Genomic DNA, 17,010 nt, shown 5'->3' on the forward strand with positions numbered 1-17,010 from the left:
CGGCAACGGGACACGGAAAGGTCACCCTCGGGCCACGGTTCGGCAACAGGCGGGGGCTTCCTGCATAGACGTACGGGATCGGGCAGGCGCTCCACCTGTCCAAAACGCCTCGTCTCTCCAGGAGTTCAGGAACCATGGCCGACTTTCCCCACCTGTCCCGCAGAGGCTTCCTCAACCGATCGGCGGCCGTGGGCGGCCTGCTCGTCGTTCCCGGTCTGCTCTCCTCGTGCAGCAAGACCGACGCTGGGGCGGCGGACGGCGCGGGCGCCCTGGAGAAGCTGCGCGAGCAGGGCTTCGTACGGGTCGCGTACGCGAACGAGGCCCCGTACGGCTATCTGGAGGGAAAGCAGCTCAAGGGCGAGGCGCCGACCCTGCACCGCGAGATCTTCAAATCGCTCGGGGTCGACGAGCTGAGGCCCACCCTCTCCGAGTGGGATGGACTGATCCCCGGCCTCCAGGCGGGCAAGTACGACGTGGTGAGCGCCGGCATGGCGATCACTCCGGAGCGGTGTGCCAACGCCCTCTTCTCCGAGCCCGAGTTCATCTCCCCGACCGCGCTGATGGTGAAGAAGGGCAACCCGAAGAAGGTCACCGACCTGGCAACGGCGAAGGCCGCCGGGATCACCGTCGGTGTGATGTCGGGTGCCGTCGAAGGCGCGTACGCCGAGGGCGCGGGCCTCCCGAAGGACAGGATCAAGACGCTGCAGAAGCCGCAGGACGGCGCCGACGCGGTGAAGGGCGGCCGGATCGACGCGTTCCTGCTCACAGGCATCTCGCTGCGCTGGTTGGCGAGGACCAACCCGGAGACCGAGGTCACCGGGCCGTTCGTTCCGGAACTCGACGGCAGGAAGCAGTACAGCCCCGGCGGTGCCGTGTTCCGCAAGGGCAACGAGGAGCTGCGGGACGCCTTCAACCGGGAGCTGAAGAAGATCGTCTCGGACCGTTCGCGGTACGTGGGCCTGCTCCAGGAGTACGGCTTCGGGGCCGGCGAGCTCCCGCCGGCCACGCTGAAGACAGCCGATCTGTGCGCGGGCTGACGGGGACGGGAGGGAGCGCACCGCATGAGTGATTTCCTCTCCGCCCTCCTCGACGATCTGCCGCACCTGTGCTCGGGGCTGTGGGTGACCGTCCAGGCCACCGTCCTGGGCGCGGCGCTCGCCCTGGTCCTGTCGTTCGTCCTCGGCCTGATGTCGGTCAGCCGGCTGTTGGTGCCGCGCGGTGTGTCGCGCGTGGTCGTGGAGTTCTTCCGCGGCACCTCGCTCTACATCCAACTGTTCTGGCTCTACTACGCCATGCCGCCGCTGACGGGGTACGAACTGACGCCGCTGCTGTGCGGAGTCGTCGCCTTCGGTCTCAACTACGCTGCGTACGGGGCCGAGGTGGTGCGCGGGGCGATCAACTCCGTTCCCCGCGCCCAGTTCGAGGCGGCCGTCGCCCTGAACATGACGCCCTCGCAGCGGATGTGGCGCGTGATCCTCCCGCAGGCGTGGGTGCAGATGATCCCGTCGTTCACGAATCTGCTGATCCAGTTGCTCAAGTGCACGCCGCTGCTGTGGCTGATCTCCGCGGCCGATCTGATGACCACGGTCCAACAACTGCGCGACCGCACCGGCGAGACGCTCACCGCGTATCTGACCCTGCTGGTCGCCTACTTCGTCCTCGCCTACGCGCTCACCCTGCTGATGAACATGCTGGAGCGCGGCGCCAAGCGGCGGCTCGGGCTCTCGTCCGGCACGGATTCACCACCACGGGGCGGCGGCCCCGGACCGGCCATCCCGTCGGCCTCCGACATCCCGTCGGCCTCCGGCATCGCGTCGGCCTCCGGCGTCGTTTCGGCCTCCGGAGGTGCCCGGTGAACGGCTCCACGGCAAGCGGTGTCGACTGGAACGCCGTCGGGGACGCCCTGCCCCTGCTGCTCGAAGGCTTCCGGGTCACCCTGCTCGCGACCGTGCTCGGCACGCTGTTCGCGGCGGTGCTCGGGCTCGCCGTCGCGGTCGCCGGACGAGCGCCGAGCAAGTTCGTGACGGTGCCGGTGCGGGTTCTGACGGAGTTCGTCCGGTCCACCCCGTTGCTCGTCCAACTCGTCGGCGCCGCCGCCCTGTTCCCGTCGGTGGAGCCGCTCACGACCGGCATCGTGGTGCTCGGCGTCCACTACGCCGCGTACACCTCCGAGGTGTACCGGGCCGGGATCGACAGCGTGCCGAAGGGGCAGTGGGAGGCGTGCCGGGCTCTCTCACTCACGCCGCGCCGGACCTGGCAGGCCGTGATCCTGCCGCAGGCGGTGCGCAACGTCCTGCCCGCCCTCGGCAACTACGCGATCTCGATGTTCAAGGAGACTCCTTTCCTTGCCGTGATCACGGTGCAGGAGATGGTCTTCGAGGCCCGCAAGTACGGCGCCGACCACTTCGCGTACACCGAGGCGTTCACACTCGCCGGACTGATCTTCCTGATCGCGAGCTGTCCGACCTCGCTGCTGATGAGAAAGCTGGAGAAGCGCCTTGGCCACTGAACCCCTCCCCTTGCGGAAGAACGCGGGCACGGCCCCCGAACCCCCCAGCCCCTCCGGGACTCCCGGACCCTCCGGACCGCCCGGGGCCCCGGAGGATGCCGTCCCCGTACACGCTCCCGCGCTCACGGGGACCGGCCGGCCACTGGTCCGCTTCGAGGACGTCGTGAAGCGGTACGGCGATCACGTCGTTCTGGACCGGCTGAACTTCTCCGTGGGGCGCGGAGAGCACATCACCCTGATCGGGCCCAGCGGCTCGGGGAAGACCACCATCCTGCGACTGCTGATGACGCTGGAGAAGGTCAGCGACGGCGTCATCTGGCTGGACGGCGACCCGCTGTCCCACGTCCGGGCATCCGACGGATCGCTGAAGCCCGCGACCGAGAGGCATCTGCGCGAGGTCCGGAGGAAGATCGGCATGGTCTTCCAGCAGTTCAACCTCTTCCCTCACATGAGTGTGCTGCGAAACGTCACCGAGGCCCCGGTCAACGTCCTCGGCATGGACCGCGACGAGGCGGAGTCCCGCGCCCTCGAACTGCTCGACATGGTCGGGCTCGCGGGCAGGGCCGGTGCGCACCCCTCCAAGCTGTCGGGCGGACAGCAGCAGCGGGTGGCGATCGCCCGCGCGCTGGCGATGCGCCCGGAAATCCTGCTGCTGGACGAGGTGACCTCCGCGCTCGACCCGGAACTGGTCGCGGGCGTACTGGAGTTGCTGAGCGACATCGCCCGGAACACCGACATCACCCTGCTCTGCGTGACCCATGAGATGAACTTCGCCCGCGACGCCTCGAAGACAGTGCTGATGTTTGATTCCGGACGCGTGATCGAATCAGGGCCGCCGGAGAAGATCTTCTCCGATCCAGAACACGAACGCACGCGCGAATTTCTCGCCGCGGTGCTGTGACCTGGCCACTCCTCACATGCCAACGACGGTGACATATGCCACACGAATGCGCCCCGGTTCGCGGAGTCGGGGCGCATCGTCGCGTCGTCAAGAACCGGCTCGCGAGGCACGGTTGGCAGCTATCGTGAGCCCAGAGCTTGCGGTCACCATCTGGTAGGGGGATACCGTGCCGTTGAAGCCCGAACCGACCGCACCGTTCCACTCGGTGCGGCACGCCCTTCGTGTTCTCGAAACGGTCTCCAAGTACGGCAACGGCGTGGCGGACACCCAGATCTCCCGGGAGACGGGGCTGCCCGCCGAGCACCTGACCTCCCTGCTGCTGACACTGCGCCGCGAGGGGTACGTCGAGCAGATCACCGACGGGGCGTATGTCATCGGCGCCTCGCTGCTGCTCCTCGGTTCCGGCACGGCCCGCAGGCTGGCCCTGGAGGCGAAACTCCAGCAGTCGCTGGCGCAACTGCGCGATTCGGTCGGCGCGGCCGTCTACATCAGCCGGTACGTCGACGGCGAGGTCCGGGTCACGCAGTACGCCGACGGCCCGCACGCCCCCGCCGTCAACGAGTGGGTCGACTTCCGGTCGTCCGCGCACGCCTCGGCGGTGGGCAAGTGCCTGCTGGCCCAGCTCGACCTGAACGGCCGCCGCGACCATCTCTCGCGCCACAAAACAGCCCGGCTCACCTCGCGGACGATCACCAACGAGAGGGTGCTCTTTTCGAAGCTCGACAGCCAGCCGACGACCGTCCCGATGCTCGACCTCCAGGAGTACGCGGTCGGCACGGTGTGCGCGGCGGTGCCACTGACGGCCGGTTCGTCCGCCGGATGCCTGGCACTCTCCCTCCCGGCCGAGGACGCGCACCGCCTGCGCTCGGCGGCGGACACCCTGAACCGGCGGGCGGCACCCGTGCTGCTGTCGCTGGCGCTCTGAAGGCCGTCCTCGCCGCCGCCCGGTCGAAGGCGGGGTCGCCGTCCGGTCGGAGGCAGGGCGGTCGTGCGGGAGGCGGGGCCGTCGTGCCGGAGGGAGGCCGTCCGATCGTCGGCACTCCCCGCCCCGATCTTCCCCCAGGGTGAATCATCCCATTTCATCCCGTTTTCAGCGGTTTATTGCCGGCGTCATCAGCACCCTCCAGGAGCAGGTATTATTTTCTTGTCAGCAGGCGCCGCTAGCTCAGTTGGTTAGAGCAGCTGACTCTTAATCAGCGGGTCCGGGGTTCGAGTCCCTGGCGGCGCACAGGCAACGCGCTGGGCGGTTCATGTACACACGTGAACCGCCCAGCGCGTTTTTTGCTGCTCATCGAGATGTACGAACGTTCTACACACCTGTGCCAGGCAGCGTTCTAGTGCCGTGACCGGCAAGGTTTGCCCGGAAGGAGCGGCGTCCGGTGCGTGCGATCGCAAGGCGGCCGAATGCCCTCGTAGCGGGCTACGTGGGCTTTCGGCCAACGCCGCGAGCGTGCGTGCCGGGCGGTGCGACGGGGCAAACGTTGCCTGATGCGGCACTAGATACTCGTACGCTCCAGGCGTGACGAACGCCACGAGCACTACCGCCGAGCGCGGCCACCCCGCCGGCCGCTGGGAATGGACCGCCTTCGTGGTCCTCCTGCTGCCCCTTCTCCTCGTCTCCATGGACATCTCCGTGCGTCGCGCGCCGGGCGTCACGCGTCGTGCATCAGGCGCCAGGCGTCAGGCATCAGGCATCAGGCATCGGCCGCATCGCCTCGGCACTTGAGTGCTTCAGCACCCCGCGTCAGAACTGCACGTCGGAGCAGGCGTAGAACGCGTTCGTCGTGTCGGCGACGTTCCAGACGCTCAGGATGATGTGCTTCCCGTTCTTCTGGGCGGGGATGGTGCCGTGTTGAGTCAGGGTCGCCGGGGGCCGATTGCCACCGTAGGGCACCGTCATGAAGGGCTGAGGCTCCAGGTCAGCCCTGGTGAGCGGCTCGGTGGGGTCCCAGCCGTCCTTGGTGATGTAGTAGCGGAAGTCCGAGGTGGCGTGGGGGGCGGTGAACTGCCAGCGGAAGCTGAATTCCTGACCAGCCGTCACTTTGGTGGCGGGCCAGTTCCCACCACGCGGGTCGTCGAGCTGGGCGAACACGGAGTTTCCGCCGGAGCAGATCTCCCCGTCGGCCGGCCCGGCCGCCGGGAAACCCTTCGGACCCTCGACGCTCTGCGGTTCCCACTGGATGTTTCCGCAGCCCGTCACAGTCCCGTTGGCACAGAGCTTCTGGCGGCTGATGGGGTTGTCGGTGTAGCCGTGGCTGCTGGCACTGCTCGTCGCGAACAACGAAGCACCCGCGATCGCCAGGCCGACTACGGCCGCACTTGACCGTTTACGCATTGCTGTCGCTCCTCAAGAACGTGGGGGAGGTTCTATGAGCCTTGCTGCGCACACGCACTGCGGTCTAGACCAAGTCCCAGGTTATTGATGAGCACTGAGCATGTCCAGGCCAATGGGAGCGGGATTCCGCTTCGCCGCCAAAGCGGTCTCCCGGCTCCCTCAGACCCCTTCGTTCCCGCCGCGTCCCGTGTAGAACGCCACCGTCAAGTCCTTGACCAGCAGCTTCCGTTCGTAGTCGTCCAGTTCCACGATGCCTCGCTGGGTCAGCCGGTTGACGGTGTCGTCCACCGCGTCGACCACCGAAGTCAGCACACTGTCGCGGTGCTTGGCGTCGATGGCGGCGACCTGGCGACGCTGCATGGCCGCGGCGACCTCGGGCGCGTACTCGATCCCGGTCGGCTGCGCCGAGTACACCTCGATGCCGACGGGTGCGCAGTCCGCCTTCAGCATCCGGGTCAGCGCGTCGCCGACGGCCTCCGCGTCGCGCAGGGTGGGCGCGTCCTCGTGGAAGGCGTCGGCGGGGAGCTGGGAAAGGACCCGGGCCATCGCCGCTTCGACCTGCTCGCGCAGATACGTTTCGTGGTCCTCGACTCCGAGCAGCGCCCGCGCGGTGTCGCGGACCCGCCACACCACGAGGACGACGACGCGCAGGGCGGTGCCGTTGGCGTCCACGGCGGGCGTCGGTTCGCTGCGCCAGTGCCGCAGGCGTACGTCGACCCGGCGGCGCAGCAGCAACGGGCTGATCCACATCAGCCCGGTCCGCCGCACACTCCCCCGGTACTTGCCGAAGAGCGTGAGCACCCACGCGTATCCGACGCGCCCTCGGCTCAGTCCGCCGAGCGCGAAGAGCACCAGCGTCGCCAGCGCGGCGAGGGCCGCCCAGGCGCCGAGCCCGATCCCGTCGTACGGTCGCGGCGCGACCCCGAACCGAGCGAGCGCGGCGACGGGCAGCGCGCCGGTCCACCAGAGGACGGCCCCGGCTCCGGCGATCCCGCACAGCGCGGTGAACAAAGCCACCCAGCCGGGCAGCGCGGGCCCGGAGCCTTCCGCGAGTTCCGGGTCACCGGCCGGCGCGGGCCGGGCCGGCGGGCGCACCTGCGGTCCCCGTGGCGCGGGCGGGCGCCGCACTTCCCGCGCGACGCCCCCGCCACCGGGCCCCCGCCGCGCCGGGCTGGTGGGCAGTCCGGTGGTCTCGGTGTTCCCGGGGTCGTCGCGGAAGAGCAGGTGGACGGGGATGGTCGCGGTCGCCTCGCTGCCGATGACCGCGTGGCGCCGCCCGGTGCCCGACGGCGCGGCGACGGGCCGCTCGGCCCCGCCGAGGGTGCGGTCGACGACGTCCCGGTGCCGGGCGGCGTCGCGGTGCCGGGAGGGAGACGGCAGCGGTGACGTGAACGCAGACGTGAACGGAGACGGGGACGCGGACGCAGACGTGAACGGAGACGGGGACGCGGACGGAGACGGAGCCGAGGGCTTGGCCGTGGCCGGAGCCGATGCCTCGACATCCCGATCCGGGTCTGGGTCCGGCTCCAGCGCCAGACCCCGATCCCGCTCCAGGTCCAGAGCGAGGCCCCGATCCAGGTCCAGAGCCAGGCCCCGATCCCGATCCAGGTCCAGCGCCTGGTCCAGGTCCGGGACCGGGCCGGACGGCGCGACGGCGTCCGTGGCCGTGACGGCGTCCGTAGCCGGGGCGGTGGCCCCGTTCGGGTCTGCCGCGCCCTCGGGCCGGCCGTCCTCACCCGGACCGTTCGTACTCACCGGGGTCCGCTCCCGCATCCGCGCCTCTTCCCGCTCTTCCCCGTCCTCCGGCGCTCCGGCACCGTCCGACGCCGTGGATCTCATTCCCGCCTCCGTCATGTCCGTTTCCTCATGAGAAGAGCCGCCGCCAGGTCTCCGGTCCCGGGTAGCCGTCCGCCTCCGCGCCTCGCCAGCCCTGGGCCCGCTGGAAGGCTTCGAGATTGCGCCGGTCCGCCTCGCTCCACCGGCGGCTGGGGCCCGACTGGTAGTGCTTGCCGAAGCCCTTCTTCACCAACTGCCTGCCGAGCCTCTCGACATGGGCGTTGGACTGACCGGGCCGGAAATAGCTGCGTCCGGGGAACGCCGAATCCGCGTTCGGCCCGCTCGCACCGCCACCGGATCCGGTGCCGCCGGATCCCTTACGGGGTATGTCGTTGCCCGTCCCGTTGTCCAGGAGGCGCCAGGTGTGGGGGCCCGGGATGCCGTCCGCCTCGTCGCCCTTCCAGCCCTGGGCCTTCTGGAACGCCCGCGTGGCGCGCCGGTCCGCGTCGCCCCAGTCCGGACCGGGGCCGGACGAGTAGAAACGCCTCCCACCCCGCTCCACCAGCATCTTCCCGAGCTGGGTGACGTACTTGTTGTTGGCCCCGGGGCCGAACTTCCCGGCGCCCGGGAACGAGGTCGACGAACCGCCACCATCGCCGCTCCCGCCGCTCAGCCCCTTGTACCGGTACGCGACGTACGAGCCGGAGTGGCTCCAGTACGCCATGGGCGTCGTCTGTTTGCGGGTGTGCGGCCTCGCCTGCTCGTACGCCGTGTAATGGGTGTGCGTGTAGTCGGTCCAGCCGCCGAAGATCGTGACGTGCGAGCCCTTGTTGGGGTCCGAGGGGTTGTGGAAGAGCAGGATGTCGCCCGGTTGCAGGTCCTTCCGCGCGATCCTGGTGGCGTACCGGGCGAGGCTGCCGGTCCACTCGTTGCCGGGCAGGTTCCAGGCCATCGAGACGAAGCCGGAGCAGTCCTGCCGGTAGCCGTCGTGCCAGTACCTCGACATGCTGTACGGCACCTGCGCGGAGACCCACTTCTTCGCCCGGTTGATGATCGCGGCACGGGTCGTCTTGCGCAGCGTGAGCGAGGCGTTCGTGTACGCGGGCGGGCCGGCGGAACCGGAGCCTTGTACGGGGCCCGGCCTGCCCTGCGGGGTGTCCGGGTCCACGCCGGCCCCGGCGGGTGGGGCGGCGGCCTCGTCCGGGGCCACCGGATCCGGCGCGTCCCATGCGTCCGGCGCATCCAATCCCTCCGGTGCGCCCCATGCGTCCGGTGCATCCGGCGTGTCCCATGCCTCCGGTGCGTCCGGTACTTCCGGCTCGGCCACCGATGCCGTCGCCTCGTCCGAACGGGAGGCTCCGGCCGCCTCCGCCGAACCGGCCGCGTCGGCCACCTGGCCGCCCGGCACCTTCACCGCCTCGGCCACCCCGGTGCTCAGCACCACACCAGCCGCGGTGGCCAGCACCAGCACGCGGCGTGCGCCGTGGGCCCCCGGATGACCCCCGTCCCGCACGGCCAGGGCCCCGGCGGTTCGCCGCTGTGCGGCACACCCCGCACAGGCACAGTCGACGGCGGGCACGTACTCCTCGAAAGCCGGCACAGTCATGCGAGTCCCCTCTGCGTTCTCAAGATCTTTGGGCGCATCTGTACGGGCGTCAGTGTCTCAACCCTTATGACATATTGCATTTTGACGGATAGGAGAGAAAAAACGACCATCCGACAGGCCGTGCCGGACAGGAAATGGCCAGGAGCACCCCTCTCCTTCGGGTAAAGTTCTCCAGGTCAGCAGGCGCCGCTAGCTCAGTTGGTTAGAGCAGCTGACTCTTAATCAGCGGGTCCGGGGTTCGAGTCCCTGGCGGCGCACGCAAAGTCAAGGTCCCCTCACCGAGCGTGAGGGGACCTTGTTCGTGCACGGGCAACCCCACAGGGCGACCGCGCGGCGGCCCCCCCTCACGAAGTCACGACTCCGCAGGAAACGCGCAGAACACACGCGACCGCTACACGGCAGCAAGAACTCCACACAGTGATGATCCAGTCACTCCGCGCACGGCACCCCGGTGACCGCCGAGCCGAACTGACCGGCAGTCAGGCGGCAGGAGGGGCTCCTGATCGCAGACCCTTCGCGGTCGACAGCGAAATTCAACCGACGCCACGTCAGAATCGTGTGCAACGAGGGAAGTTCGTGACGTGGGCGGCGATCCGGAGTTGGCCGGACCCGTCGACAGCGGCTCAGCAGGGACCCAGCATGGTCTCCACAGGGAAGCGGCGGGGAGGCAGCGGGTTACGGCGCGGGCCCGGTCAGCTCCCGCTGTTCCCCTTCGGCCTCTCGCCGGTCAGGTAGGCCGACACGACCACGTTGGCGTCGTAGGAGCGGGACGCCCGGTCGTAGGTACCGCCGCAGGTGATCAGGCGAAGCTCGGCTCGCCCCTTCTTCCGGGGGCCGTATGCCTTGTCGGCGTTGAAGCGTTCACGGGTGAGGACCTGGACGTCGTCGACGGTGAATTCGGCGACGGTGCCGTCCGTGCGGGTCACCTCGACCCTGGCACCAGGGCGGGCCGCGCTCAGTCCGTAGAAGACGGCCGGCCTGGTCTCGGTGTCGACATGGCCGACGAGGAGAGCGGGGCCCTTCGCACCGGGCTCGGCGCCGGCGCCGTACCAGCCGACGACGCGGGGCGCGTCGAACGACGGCGGCTCGATCGCGCCGTCCTCGTCCAGGCCGCGGGCGACCACGGGCGCGTCGACACCGATCGACGGGACCTCGATCCGTAGCGGCGTGGCACCCTCGATCGGTTCGTGGGGTGGGGGCAGCAGGACGCCGAGCGGGCGGCCGACGGCGGCGATGTCACCGGTGGTCGGGGCGGAACCGGCACCGGAACCGTCGGTGATGTCACGGCCCCAGCCCCACAAGCCCAGGAACAGCACGGCCCAGGCCGTCCCGGCGAGCAGCCGACCGTGACCGGCGGGGGCGTCCGCGGCGGGCATGTCAGTCCGCCGCCCGGCGGCGACGGCGCGCCGCACTGCGGAACACGGCGGCGACGACAGCGATAGCGGCCAGGACCAGGCCGATCACGGCGTGCACGGTGCCGGGACCGCTCCGCCGGGCCTCCTGGTCGGTGGCCGCGGCGGTGCCGCCGCCACCCGCGCGGACCGGGGCCAGGGGGGTGGCCACCCCGTCCCGTCCGGCGACCGTGACCGTGACCGTGCCGGTGGCTCTGTCGCCGGCGTCGGCGCAGACGACCTGGACACCATGGTCACCGGGTGAGGCGTCGGCGCCGATCCGGGCCCGCGCGAACAGGGTCCCGTCAGCGGCGGGGGCGAAACGCGCCTTCGAGGCGAAGACGTCGGAGCTGCCCTCGGCACTCTCTCCGCCGCAGCCGTCCAACCGAAGGGCCACCTCGCCGCCCGGGGCGACGGAGCGCGGAGTCACGGAGAGAGAGGCCCCCGAGCCGGTATCCGAGCCGGTACTGGAACCGGTGCCCGAACTGGAACCGGTTCGGGAAACGACGGCGGGGTCCGATTCGGCCAGCGCGGCAGGAGCTGGCACCAGGGTGGCCGCCACGACCGCACCGACACAGAGCGTGAGGGATATGGAACGCATCGTGAACCTCCTCTGTGAAGGTTCACGCCTGCTCCGTCGTTCCGCATCCGCAGGAGGCCCCAGCGAGCGCGGGCAGCGGGCCGGTCTCCGGTCGACTCCCGCCGCCGCTCACCGGGCTCCCGTCCCGCTCCTGCCCTGCTTTCCGCCGGGCTCAGCCCTCGCCGGCGACGTCGACCAGATCGACCAGGTCGGCGATGGAATCGACGACCTTGGACGCCCGGAAGGGGTACTTGTCGATGTCAGCGACCGCGGTGAGGCCGGTGAGGACCAGGAAGGTCTGCATGCCCGCCTCCAGACCGGCCAGCACATCGGTGTCCATCCGGTCGCCGATCATGGCACTGGACTCGGAGTGGGCGCCGATCGCGTTCAGCCCGGTACGCATCATCAGCGGGTTGGGCTTGCCCGCGAAGTACGGCGCCTTGCCGGTCGCCTTGGTGATCAGGGCGGCGACGGACCCGGTGGCGGGCAGCGGCCCCTCGGCGGAAGGGCCGGTCTCGTCCGGGTTGGTGCAGATGAAACGGGCGCCGTCGTTGATCAGCCGGATCGCCTTGGTGAGCGCCTCGAAGCTGTAGGTGCGGGTCTCACCGAGGACCACGTAGTCGGGGTCGTGGTCGGTGAGGACGTAGCCGATGTCGTGCAGGGCGGTGGTGAGCCCGGCCTCGCCGATGACGTACGCCGTACCGCCGGGCCGCTGGTCGTCGAGGAACTTGGCGGTGGCCAGAGCGGAGGTCCAGATGTTCCCCACGGGCACGTCGAGACCCATGCGTGCGAGGCGGGCGTGCAGGTCCCGGGCGGTGTAGATCGAGTTGTTGGTGAGGACCAGGAAGGGCATGCCCGAGTCCCGCAACCGCTTGATGAAGGCATCCGCCCCGGGGATCGGCGTCCCCTCGTGGATCAGGACTCCGTCCATGTCGGTGAGCCAGGACGAGATCGGCTTGCGTTCTGCCATGCGTGGGACTCCTGCCGTACGCGTGTGCGGGGACGCCGGCGGCACCGCCTTGTGCAGCGCCGACGCCCCCGAGTTTAGAGCGTCCGTTCGCCCCATCGGCCGAACGGTGGAAGGGGGACAGGGACCCGGCGTCAGCGGCCGACTCCGCCGCCAACACCGGTCGCCGCGCCTCGGGGTCACCGCACCTCGGCCGTCGGACTCTACGGTCAGGGCCCGTTGTCGGCCCGGCCCTCGGCCCCGGCCCTCGGCCCCGGCCCTCGGCCCCGGCCCTCGGCTCAGCCGCCGGTGGCCGACTTCCAGGCGCCGACATGCGTCTGCGGCCCGTGCTCCAGGTGCCCGCGGTGCCGGAGTGCGGCCGGACGCGGGCAGGGGCGAGGGTGGGGTGTCGCCGCCGGCCGCAGGGCATTGTCGGCCCGGGGTCGGCGGGCCGGCTGCGCGTCTCTCCGGTCGCGCTGGCACTGCCTCCCCGGTCGCCCTCACGAGGCCCACCGGCCTCACGAGCCGTGTCGGTCCTGCCGATCCCACCGATCCCGCCCCGATCCTGCCGGCCTCACGAGCCGTGTCGGTCCCGCCGCTCCCGCCAATCCCGCCCCGATCCTGCCGGCCTCACGAGCCGTGTCGGTCCCGCCGGTCCCCGCCCGTCTCACGGACCTTGTCGACGTCGGCTACGTACGTCTCGTCCTCCCGCTCGCCGCCGCCGTCGCTCTGGCGGTCCTCGACGACGGCGAAGGTGTAGCCGTCGGACCCACCGACCCATGACCCGTCGTCCTTGCCGCCCCCGTCGCGCTTGCCCGCCCCACCGTTCGGCGCGGGCAGGCGCTGCACGATCGCCGCACCGGCGGTGACCCGCCCCGGGCTGGTGTCCGAAGTGAACGCCATCTTGACCCGGACGGTGACGGTGCGACCTGCAGGAACGGTGAACCCCTCGAAGGAGCCGGCGCCGCCGTCATCGGCACCCGCACCGCCCTCGCCCTCGCCGTCAGCGTCGCCGAAGACTCCGATGTGTTCGTCCTGGTCGGTGGTCTCCCAGGTGACGCGGTGCTCCACATCGGGGCGGCTCTGCTCGGAGAACACGAGCTGGATCTGTTCCGAGGTCAGCTTCCGCTCCTCGTCGACGAGTACGAGCACCGGGTGAACGGCCCGGCACGCCTCGTCCGTGGTGTTGGTCAGGTCCAGGAACCAGGTTCCGTACCCGCCGCCGGACGCGTAGGTGTCCGGACCGCCGTGGATGCGGGTGCGGATCGGGAACTCGCGCGCCTTCGGATCAACGCAGCCGGGCTGCTCGTCGTCGGTGGCGGCGTCCGGCTTCGCGACGGCGGTGGCCGACGACGCGGCGGCGGGCGCGCCGGACGTGCCACCGAGAACGGCGGGGACCACGCTCGCGGCCGCCAGCCCGAGCGCCAGTCCGTGCCGCGTCCGCCCGGTGGGCGGGGAGACTTCGGATGCGGCGGACGTGCCGGACGGGGGTGGTGTGTGGGACATGCGGGGCTCACCTTCGCTGCTCACCGAACGACCGGTCCTGCTCACCGGATGACCGTTCCTGTTCACCAGACGGCTGCGGCTGTTCCTGCTCGCCGGACGCCCGGTGCGCCTCACCACGCCGAACGGCCCGCGCCGCTCGCCGGGCGCTCACCCGGCGCCTTCGCCCGAGGCCCGGCCGGCCAGGCCGACCGGTCGTCGGGCGGGCGGGGCACGGGCCGGGCGAGCGTTGAAGACCTTGGCCGGACCTGGAACGGCGGCCGGCGCGTACAACCACAAGGCGCGGGAGATGTGCGCGTCGGCTACCGCGGGGCCCGGCCAAGATCTTCAGCACCCGCCCGGCCTGTGCGCCGGAGTTCACGGTTCTGGACGCGACACTGCCACGTGCGTGCGGGGCGAGCGGCGCCGACGTGCCGGACTGCTTCCCGGCCGGCCGCCGGGACCGCTCGATCGGCCCAGCCCGGGGCCCGCCCCCGTACCGCCCCGTCCCGAACCCGCTCTCCCCGTCCCCTCCTCGTCGTCCCCCCTTCCCCGTCCCCTCCTCGTCGTCCCTCGTCGTCCCCTCGCCATCCCCGTTCTCCCCCGGCCCGTCCGGCTCTCGCGCATGGGCAACCGCGTTGCTTAAGTGGCACGTATGACTGGCAACGCGACTCCCGGGACGCCTGTGGCGTCCGAGACCTCCCCGACCGCCCTGCGCGTCGGACTCATCGGCTACGGACTGGCGGGGTCCGTGTTCCACGCCCCGCTGATCGCCGCGGCCGGCGGTCTCACGCTCGACACGGTCGTCACCTCGGACGAGGAGCGGCGGGCGCGGGCGCGGGCCGAGTTCCCCACCGTGCGGTTCGCCGCGTCGTCCGAGGAGCTGTGGCGGCGGGCGGACGAACTCGATCTGGTCGTGATCGCGTCACCGAACCGGACCCATGTACCGCTCGCCACCGCCGCGATCGAAGCCGGTCTGCCGGTCGTCGTGGACAAGCCGATCGCCGGTACGGCCGCCGAGGCACGGGAGCTCGCGGCACTCGCACGGGAACGCGGGCTCTTGCTGTCGGTCTTCCAGAACCGCCGCTGGGACAACGATTTCCGCACCCTCGCCCGGCTGATCGCGGATGGCGAGCTGGGCACCGTACAGCGCTTCGAGTCCCGTTTCGAGCGGTGGCGTCCGCAGCTCAAGGGCGGCTGGCGCGAGTCGGGTGATCCTCGGGAGATCGGCGGGCTGCTGTACGACCTGGGCAGCCATGTCGTCGACCAGGCGCTCGTACTGTTCGGGCCGGTGGTGCGGGTGTACGCGGAGTCCGACGTGCGCCGCCCGGGCGCCGCCGCCGACGACGACACGTTCCTCGCTCTCACCCATGCGAACGGGGTCCGCTCACATCTGTACGTCAGCGCCACCACCGCCCAGCTCGGCCCCCGCTTCCGAGTGCTCGGCACGTCCGCCGGCTATGTGAAGTACGGTCTCGACCCGCAGGAGGCCGCCCTCCGCGCGGGCGTCCGCCCCCTGGACGACCGGCCGTGGGGCGAGGAACCGGAGGCGCTGTGGGGGCGGATCGGTTCGGGCGAGTCCCCGCTGACGGGCGGCGGCGCGCCGGTCCCCACCGTGCCGGGCGACTACCGCGCGTACTACGCGGCCGTCACCGACGCGCTGCGCGGCAGGGGTGACAATCCGGTGACCGCCCTGCAGGCCGCCGCCACCCTGGACGTGCTGGAGGCCGCACGCCGCTCGGCCCACGAAGGAGTCACCGTGACCCTGCCCGCCGCGGACCCGACGACCGACGTCTGACGAACCCGGGAGGGACAGGGCACCCCGCAAGCCCTCGTTCCCCCACGGGACCCACCCACCGGACCGGCACACCCCGCCGTCGCTCGCCCCAGGTCCGGGGCACGGCCCCGGTCACGCCGTGGTGGTGGCCGCCGCGCCGGCGGCGGGCACGTCGCGGTAGAGGACGGCCCGCTCGACCGCGGTCCAGGTGGTGCTGGTGACGACGTACAGGGCGGCGGCGAGCGGCACCACGGCGACGGTGAACAAGGTGGCGAACGACAGCAACGGCATCAGCTTCGTCATCGCGCCCATGCCCGGAACGGGCTCGCCGTCGGGCCCGGTGGCGGGGACGACCGGATTGGCGGCCATCTGGCGCTTCGTACGCCGGAAGTTGAACGTGGCCACGGCGGTGACGATCGCGAACAGTCCGAGGTACACGAGCCCCTGCGCCCCGAACGGCCCGCCGTGCGCCAGCGCGTCTTGCCAGCGCTCGCCGAGCGGGGCGCCGAACAGTTGGTGACCGAGCAGTTCGTTGGGCCCGTCGCCGATGCTCGGGCTGGAGAACAGGTGGTAGAGGAGGAAGAAGGCGGGCATCTGGAGCAGGCTCGGCAGGCAGCCGGACAGCGGCGAGACCTTCTCCTGCCTGTGCAGGTCCATGAGCGCCCGCTGCATGCGCTCGGGGTCCTTGCGGTGCTTCTTCCGCAGCTCGGCGATCTGCGGCTGGAGCCTGGTGCGGGCCTTCTGCCCGCGTGCCGCGGCCCGCGAGAGGGGGTGTACGGCGAGCCGCACGAGTGCTGTGAACAGCACGATGGCGGCGGCGGTGGACGCGGTCTGGAAGAACGGGTGCAGTACGTCGGCCAGCGCGCCGACCAGGGCGGCGAACGCGGACATGAAGACGGACATCGGTGAGCCCTCCGGGGGATCTCGTCGTGCCGGGAGTGCCGGGGCACCGGGCGGGCCGGACGTACCGGAAGCACTCGAAGTACCGGGGGTACTTGAAGCACCGGACGTGCCGGGAGCACCGGGCGCACCGGGAGTGAGGAACGGACTCGGCATGACGAACCGCGAGAAGGACACCCGTGGCCGGGCGTGCGCGCACCTGCCACGGGCGGCGCGCTGTGCGTACCCATGCCATGCGTACGCACCACCGCCCACCCCGCCCGTCGGGCCGTGCCCACGCACGGAACAGGACGGGGGACGGACCGGACGAGCCCCTACGCGGTCGTCAGGAGGGCATGGCCGGGGGCCCGGGGGCGTCTGCGGCCCCTGGCGTCCGGATCCCGCTGCGGCAGGAACGCGGTGCGCTGTTCCCGGTCTCGTATCGCCGTACGGACGCGGGTCCGGGGCACGGGCGCGGCACAACGGGCGCTGATGACCGCGGCGGCGACGAGTGCGGAGCCGGCGGCCGCGGTGGCGGCGAGGGCCACGGCGGCGGAGAGGCTGCCGCCCTCGGCGAGCGGGATCGCCGTGAACAGTTCGGTGACGAGGAAGAGCAGCAGCGCCACGGGGCGGGGCAGCCAGGCGAGGCCGTCACGCGGACGGCTCGTGTCACCGCTCATCGGCCCCTCCCCTCGTCACTGTCGCGGCCCGGCATCACTGTCGCTGTGCCCGGCATTCGCGCACACGTGCGTGCGCGACACTCTCCAGTCGTTATACACGACGGGTCCGACAAAGCGACCGTTGCTCGTCCCCCGTCCGCGACCACCG

16 protein-coding genes and 2 tRNA genes are annotated in these 17,010 nt (G+C 71.0%); 9 read left to right on the forward strand and 9 right to left on the reverse strand.

The genetic code is table 11. The features are described 5' to 3' along the window. Positions 1 to 134 precede the first annotated feature (134 nt). The 7 genes from ehuB to ACGF2V_RS19400 all read left to right on the forward strand — a co-directional run bounded on the left by ehuB (position 135) and on the right by ACGF2V_RS19400 (position 5,136). Complete coding sequence (ehuB, locus tag ACGF2V_RS19370) at positions 135 to 1,037, forward strand: ectoine/hydroxyectoine ABC transporter substrate-binding protein EhuB (RefSeq protein WP_362707431.1); 903 nt, start codon at positions 135 to 137, stop codon at positions 1,035 to 1,037. A gap of 24 nt (positions 1,038 to 1,061) precedes the next feature. Beyond that, a complete protein-coding gene (ehuC, locus tag ACGF2V_RS19375; protein WP_362707428.1) occupies positions 1,062 to 1,856 on the forward strand; it encodes an ectoine/hydroxyectoine ABC transporter permease subunit EhuC in 795 nt (264 codons plus the stop codon). Then, positions 1,853 to 2,509 carry an ectoine/hydroxyectoine ABC transporter permease subunit EhuD gene (ehuD, locus tag ACGF2V_RS19380; protein ID WP_362625774.1) on the forward strand — a complete coding sequence of 219 codons (657 nt, stop codon included), beginning with the start codon at positions 1,853 to 1,855 and terminating at the stop codon, positions 2,507 to 2,509. The genes ehuC and ehuD overlap by 4 nt, the downstream gene beginning before the upstream one ends. Next, positions 2,499 to 3,410 carry an ectoine/hydroxyectoine ABC transporter ATP-binding protein EhuA gene (gene ehuA / locus ACGF2V_RS19385; protein WP_362707426.1) on the forward strand — a complete coding sequence of 304 codons (912 nt, stop codon included), beginning with the start codon at positions 2,499 to 2,501 and terminating at the stop codon, positions 3,408 to 3,410. Before ehuD ends, ehuA begins: the two co-directional genes overlap by 11 nt. A 166-nt stretch (positions 3,411 to 3,576) precedes the next feature. Then, on the forward strand, positions 3,577 to 4,335 hold the full coding sequence (locus ACGF2V_RS19390) for an IclR family transcriptional regulator C-terminal domain-containing protein (protein WP_362707424.1): 759 nt from the start codon (positions 3,577 to 3,579) through the stop codon (positions 4,333 to 4,335). Between the two features lie 229 nt (positions 4,336 to 4,564). After that, positions 4,565 to 4,638, forward strand: a tRNA-Lys gene (locus ACGF2V_RS19395). A gap of 291 nt (positions 4,639 to 4,929) precedes the next feature. Continuing rightward, positions 4,930 to 5,136, forward strand: coding sequence for a hypothetical protein (locus ACGF2V_RS19400; RefSeq protein ID WP_392912796.1), 207 nt, complete (start codon positions 4,930 to 4,932; stop codon positions 5,134 to 5,136). An 18-nt stretch (positions 5,137 to 5,154) separates the two neighbouring features. Here ACGF2V_RS19400 and ACGF2V_RS19405 read toward each other — a convergent pair whose 3' ends face one another. The 3 genes from ACGF2V_RS19405 to ACGF2V_RS19415 form a co-directional block, all read right to left on the reverse strand. Then, positions 5,155 to 5,745, reverse strand: a complete 591-nt coding sequence (locus tag ACGF2V_RS19405) for a lytic polysaccharide monooxygenase auxiliary activity family 9 protein (RefSeq protein WP_362625782.1) — start codon at positions 5,743 to 5,745, stop codon at positions 5,155 to 5,157. A 159-nt stretch (positions 5,746 to 5,904) separates the two neighbouring features. Further along, the gene (locus tag ACGF2V_RS19410; RefSeq protein ID WP_362707421.1) at positions 5,905 to 7,584 is read right to left on the reverse strand and encodes an SPFH domain-containing protein; all 1,680 of its coding nucleotides are present in this window, start codon (positions 7,582 to 7,584) and stop codon (positions 5,905 to 5,907) included. Between the two features lie 25 nt (positions 7,585 to 7,609). Then, positions 7,610 to 9,127, reverse strand: coding sequence for a peptidoglycan-binding protein (locus tag ACGF2V_RS19415; RefSeq protein ID WP_362707418.1), 1,518 nt, complete (start codon positions 9,125 to 9,127; stop codon positions 7,610 to 7,612). A gap of 183 nt (positions 9,128 to 9,310) precedes the next feature. Between ACGF2V_RS19415 and ACGF2V_RS19420 the strand changes: the two genes are divergently transcribed. Continuing rightward, positions 9,311 to 9,384, forward strand: a tRNA-Lys gene (locus ACGF2V_RS19420). A 435-nt stretch (positions 9,385 to 9,819) separates the two neighbouring features. Here ACGF2V_RS19420 and ACGF2V_RS19425 read toward each other — a convergent pair. The 4 genes from ACGF2V_RS19425 to ACGF2V_RS19440 form a co-directional block, all read right to left on the reverse strand. After that, positions 9,820 to 10,503 (reverse strand): class F sortase, encoded by a 684-nt coding sequence (locus ACGF2V_RS19425; protein WP_362707415.1) that lies wholly within the window; start codon positions 10,501 to 10,503, stop codon positions 9,820 to 9,822. A gap of 1 nt (position 10,504) precedes the next feature. After that, complete coding sequence (locus ACGF2V_RS19430) at positions 10,505 to 11,119, reverse strand: hypothetical protein (RefSeq protein ID WP_362625793.1); 615 nt, start codon at positions 11,117 to 11,119, stop codon at positions 10,505 to 10,507. Positions 11,120 to 11,270: 151 nt separating this feature from the next. Continuing rightward, entirely contained in the window at positions 11,271 to 12,068 is a 798-nt protein-coding gene (locus ACGF2V_RS19435) for an HAD-IIA family hydrolase (RefSeq protein WP_362625795.1), read from the reverse strand. Positions 12,069 to 12,674: 606 nt separating this feature from the next. After that, a complete protein-coding gene (locus ACGF2V_RS19440; protein ID WP_392912754.1) occupies positions 12,675 to 13,550 on the reverse strand; it encodes a hypothetical protein in 876 nt (291 codons plus the stop codon). A 631-nt stretch (positions 13,551 to 14,181) separates the two neighbouring features. Between ACGF2V_RS19440 and ACGF2V_RS19445 the strand changes: the two genes are divergently transcribed. Then, positions 14,182 to 15,324, forward strand: coding sequence for a Gfo/Idh/MocA family oxidoreductase (locus ACGF2V_RS19445; RefSeq protein WP_362707412.1), 1,143 nt, complete (start codon positions 14,182 to 14,184; stop codon positions 15,322 to 15,324). 111 nt (positions 15,325 to 15,435) lie between these two features. Here the strand turns inward: ACGF2V_RS19445 and ACGF2V_RS19450 are convergent, their stop codons facing one another. After that, a complete protein-coding gene (locus ACGF2V_RS19450; protein ID WP_362707409.1) occupies positions 15,436 to 16,206 on the reverse strand; it encodes a YidC/Oxa1 family membrane protein insertase in 771 nt (256 codons plus the stop codon). 311 nt (positions 16,207 to 16,517) lie between these two features. Then, entirely contained in the window at positions 16,518 to 16,862 is a 345-nt protein-coding gene (locus ACGF2V_RS19455; RefSeq protein ID WP_362625801.1) for a DUF6412 domain-containing protein, read from the reverse strand. Positions 16,863 to 17,010 lie beyond the last annotated feature (148 nt).

The sequence above is a fragment of the Streptomyces sp. NPDC047982 genome, assembly GCF_043204165.1.
GTDB lineage: Bacteria > Actinomycetota > Actinomycetes > Streptomycetales > Streptomycetaceae > Streptomyces.

Coding starts and splice junctions, on each gene's coding strand:
- ehuB (WP_362707431.1), top strand. CDS start 135: ATGGCCGACTTTCCCCACCTGTCCCGCAGAGGCTTCCTCAACCGATCG.
- ehuC (WP_362707428.1), top strand. CDS start 1,062: ATGAGTGATTTCCTCTCCGCCCTCCTCGACGATCTGCCGCACCTGTGC.
- ACGF2V_RS19405 (WP_362625782.1), bottom strand. CDS start 5,745: ATGCGTAAACGGTCAAGTGCGGCCGTAGTCGGCCTGGCGATCGCGGGT.
- ACGF2V_RS19410 (WP_362707421.1), bottom strand. CDS start 7,584: ATGAGATCCACGGCGTCGGACGGTGCCGGAGCGCCGGAGGACGGGGAA.
- ACGF2V_RS19415 (WP_362707418.1), bottom strand. CDS start 9,127: ATGACTGTGCCGGCTTTCGAGGAGTACGTGCCCGCCGTCGACTGTGCC.
- ACGF2V_RS19425 (WP_362707415.1), bottom strand. CDS start 10,503: ATGCCCGCCGCGGACGCCCCCGCCGGTCACGGTCGGCTGCTCGCCGGG.
- ACGF2V_RS19430 (WP_362625793.1), bottom strand. CDS start 11,119: ATGCGTTCCATATCCCTCACGCTCTGTGTCGGTGCGGTCGTGGCGGCC.
- ACGF2V_RS19435 (WP_362625795.1), bottom strand. CDS start 12,068: ATGGCAGAACGCAAGCCGATCTCGTCCTGGCTCACCGACATGGACGGA.
- ACGF2V_RS19440 (WP_392912754.1), bottom strand. CDS start 13,550: ATGTCCCACACACCACCCCCGTCCGGCACGTCCGCCGCATCCGAAGTC.
- ACGF2V_RS19445 (WP_362707412.1), top strand. CDS start 14,182: ATGACTGGCAACGCGACTCCCGGGACGCCTGTGGCGTCCGAGACCTCC.
- ACGF2V_RS19450 (WP_362707409.1), bottom strand. CDS start 16,206: ATGTCCGTCTTCATGTCCGCGTTCGCCGCCCTGGTCGGCGCGCTGGCC.
- ACGF2V_RS19455 (WP_362625801.1), bottom strand. CDS start 16,862: ATGAGCGGTGACACGAGCCGTCCGCGTGACGGCCTCGCCTGGCTGCCC.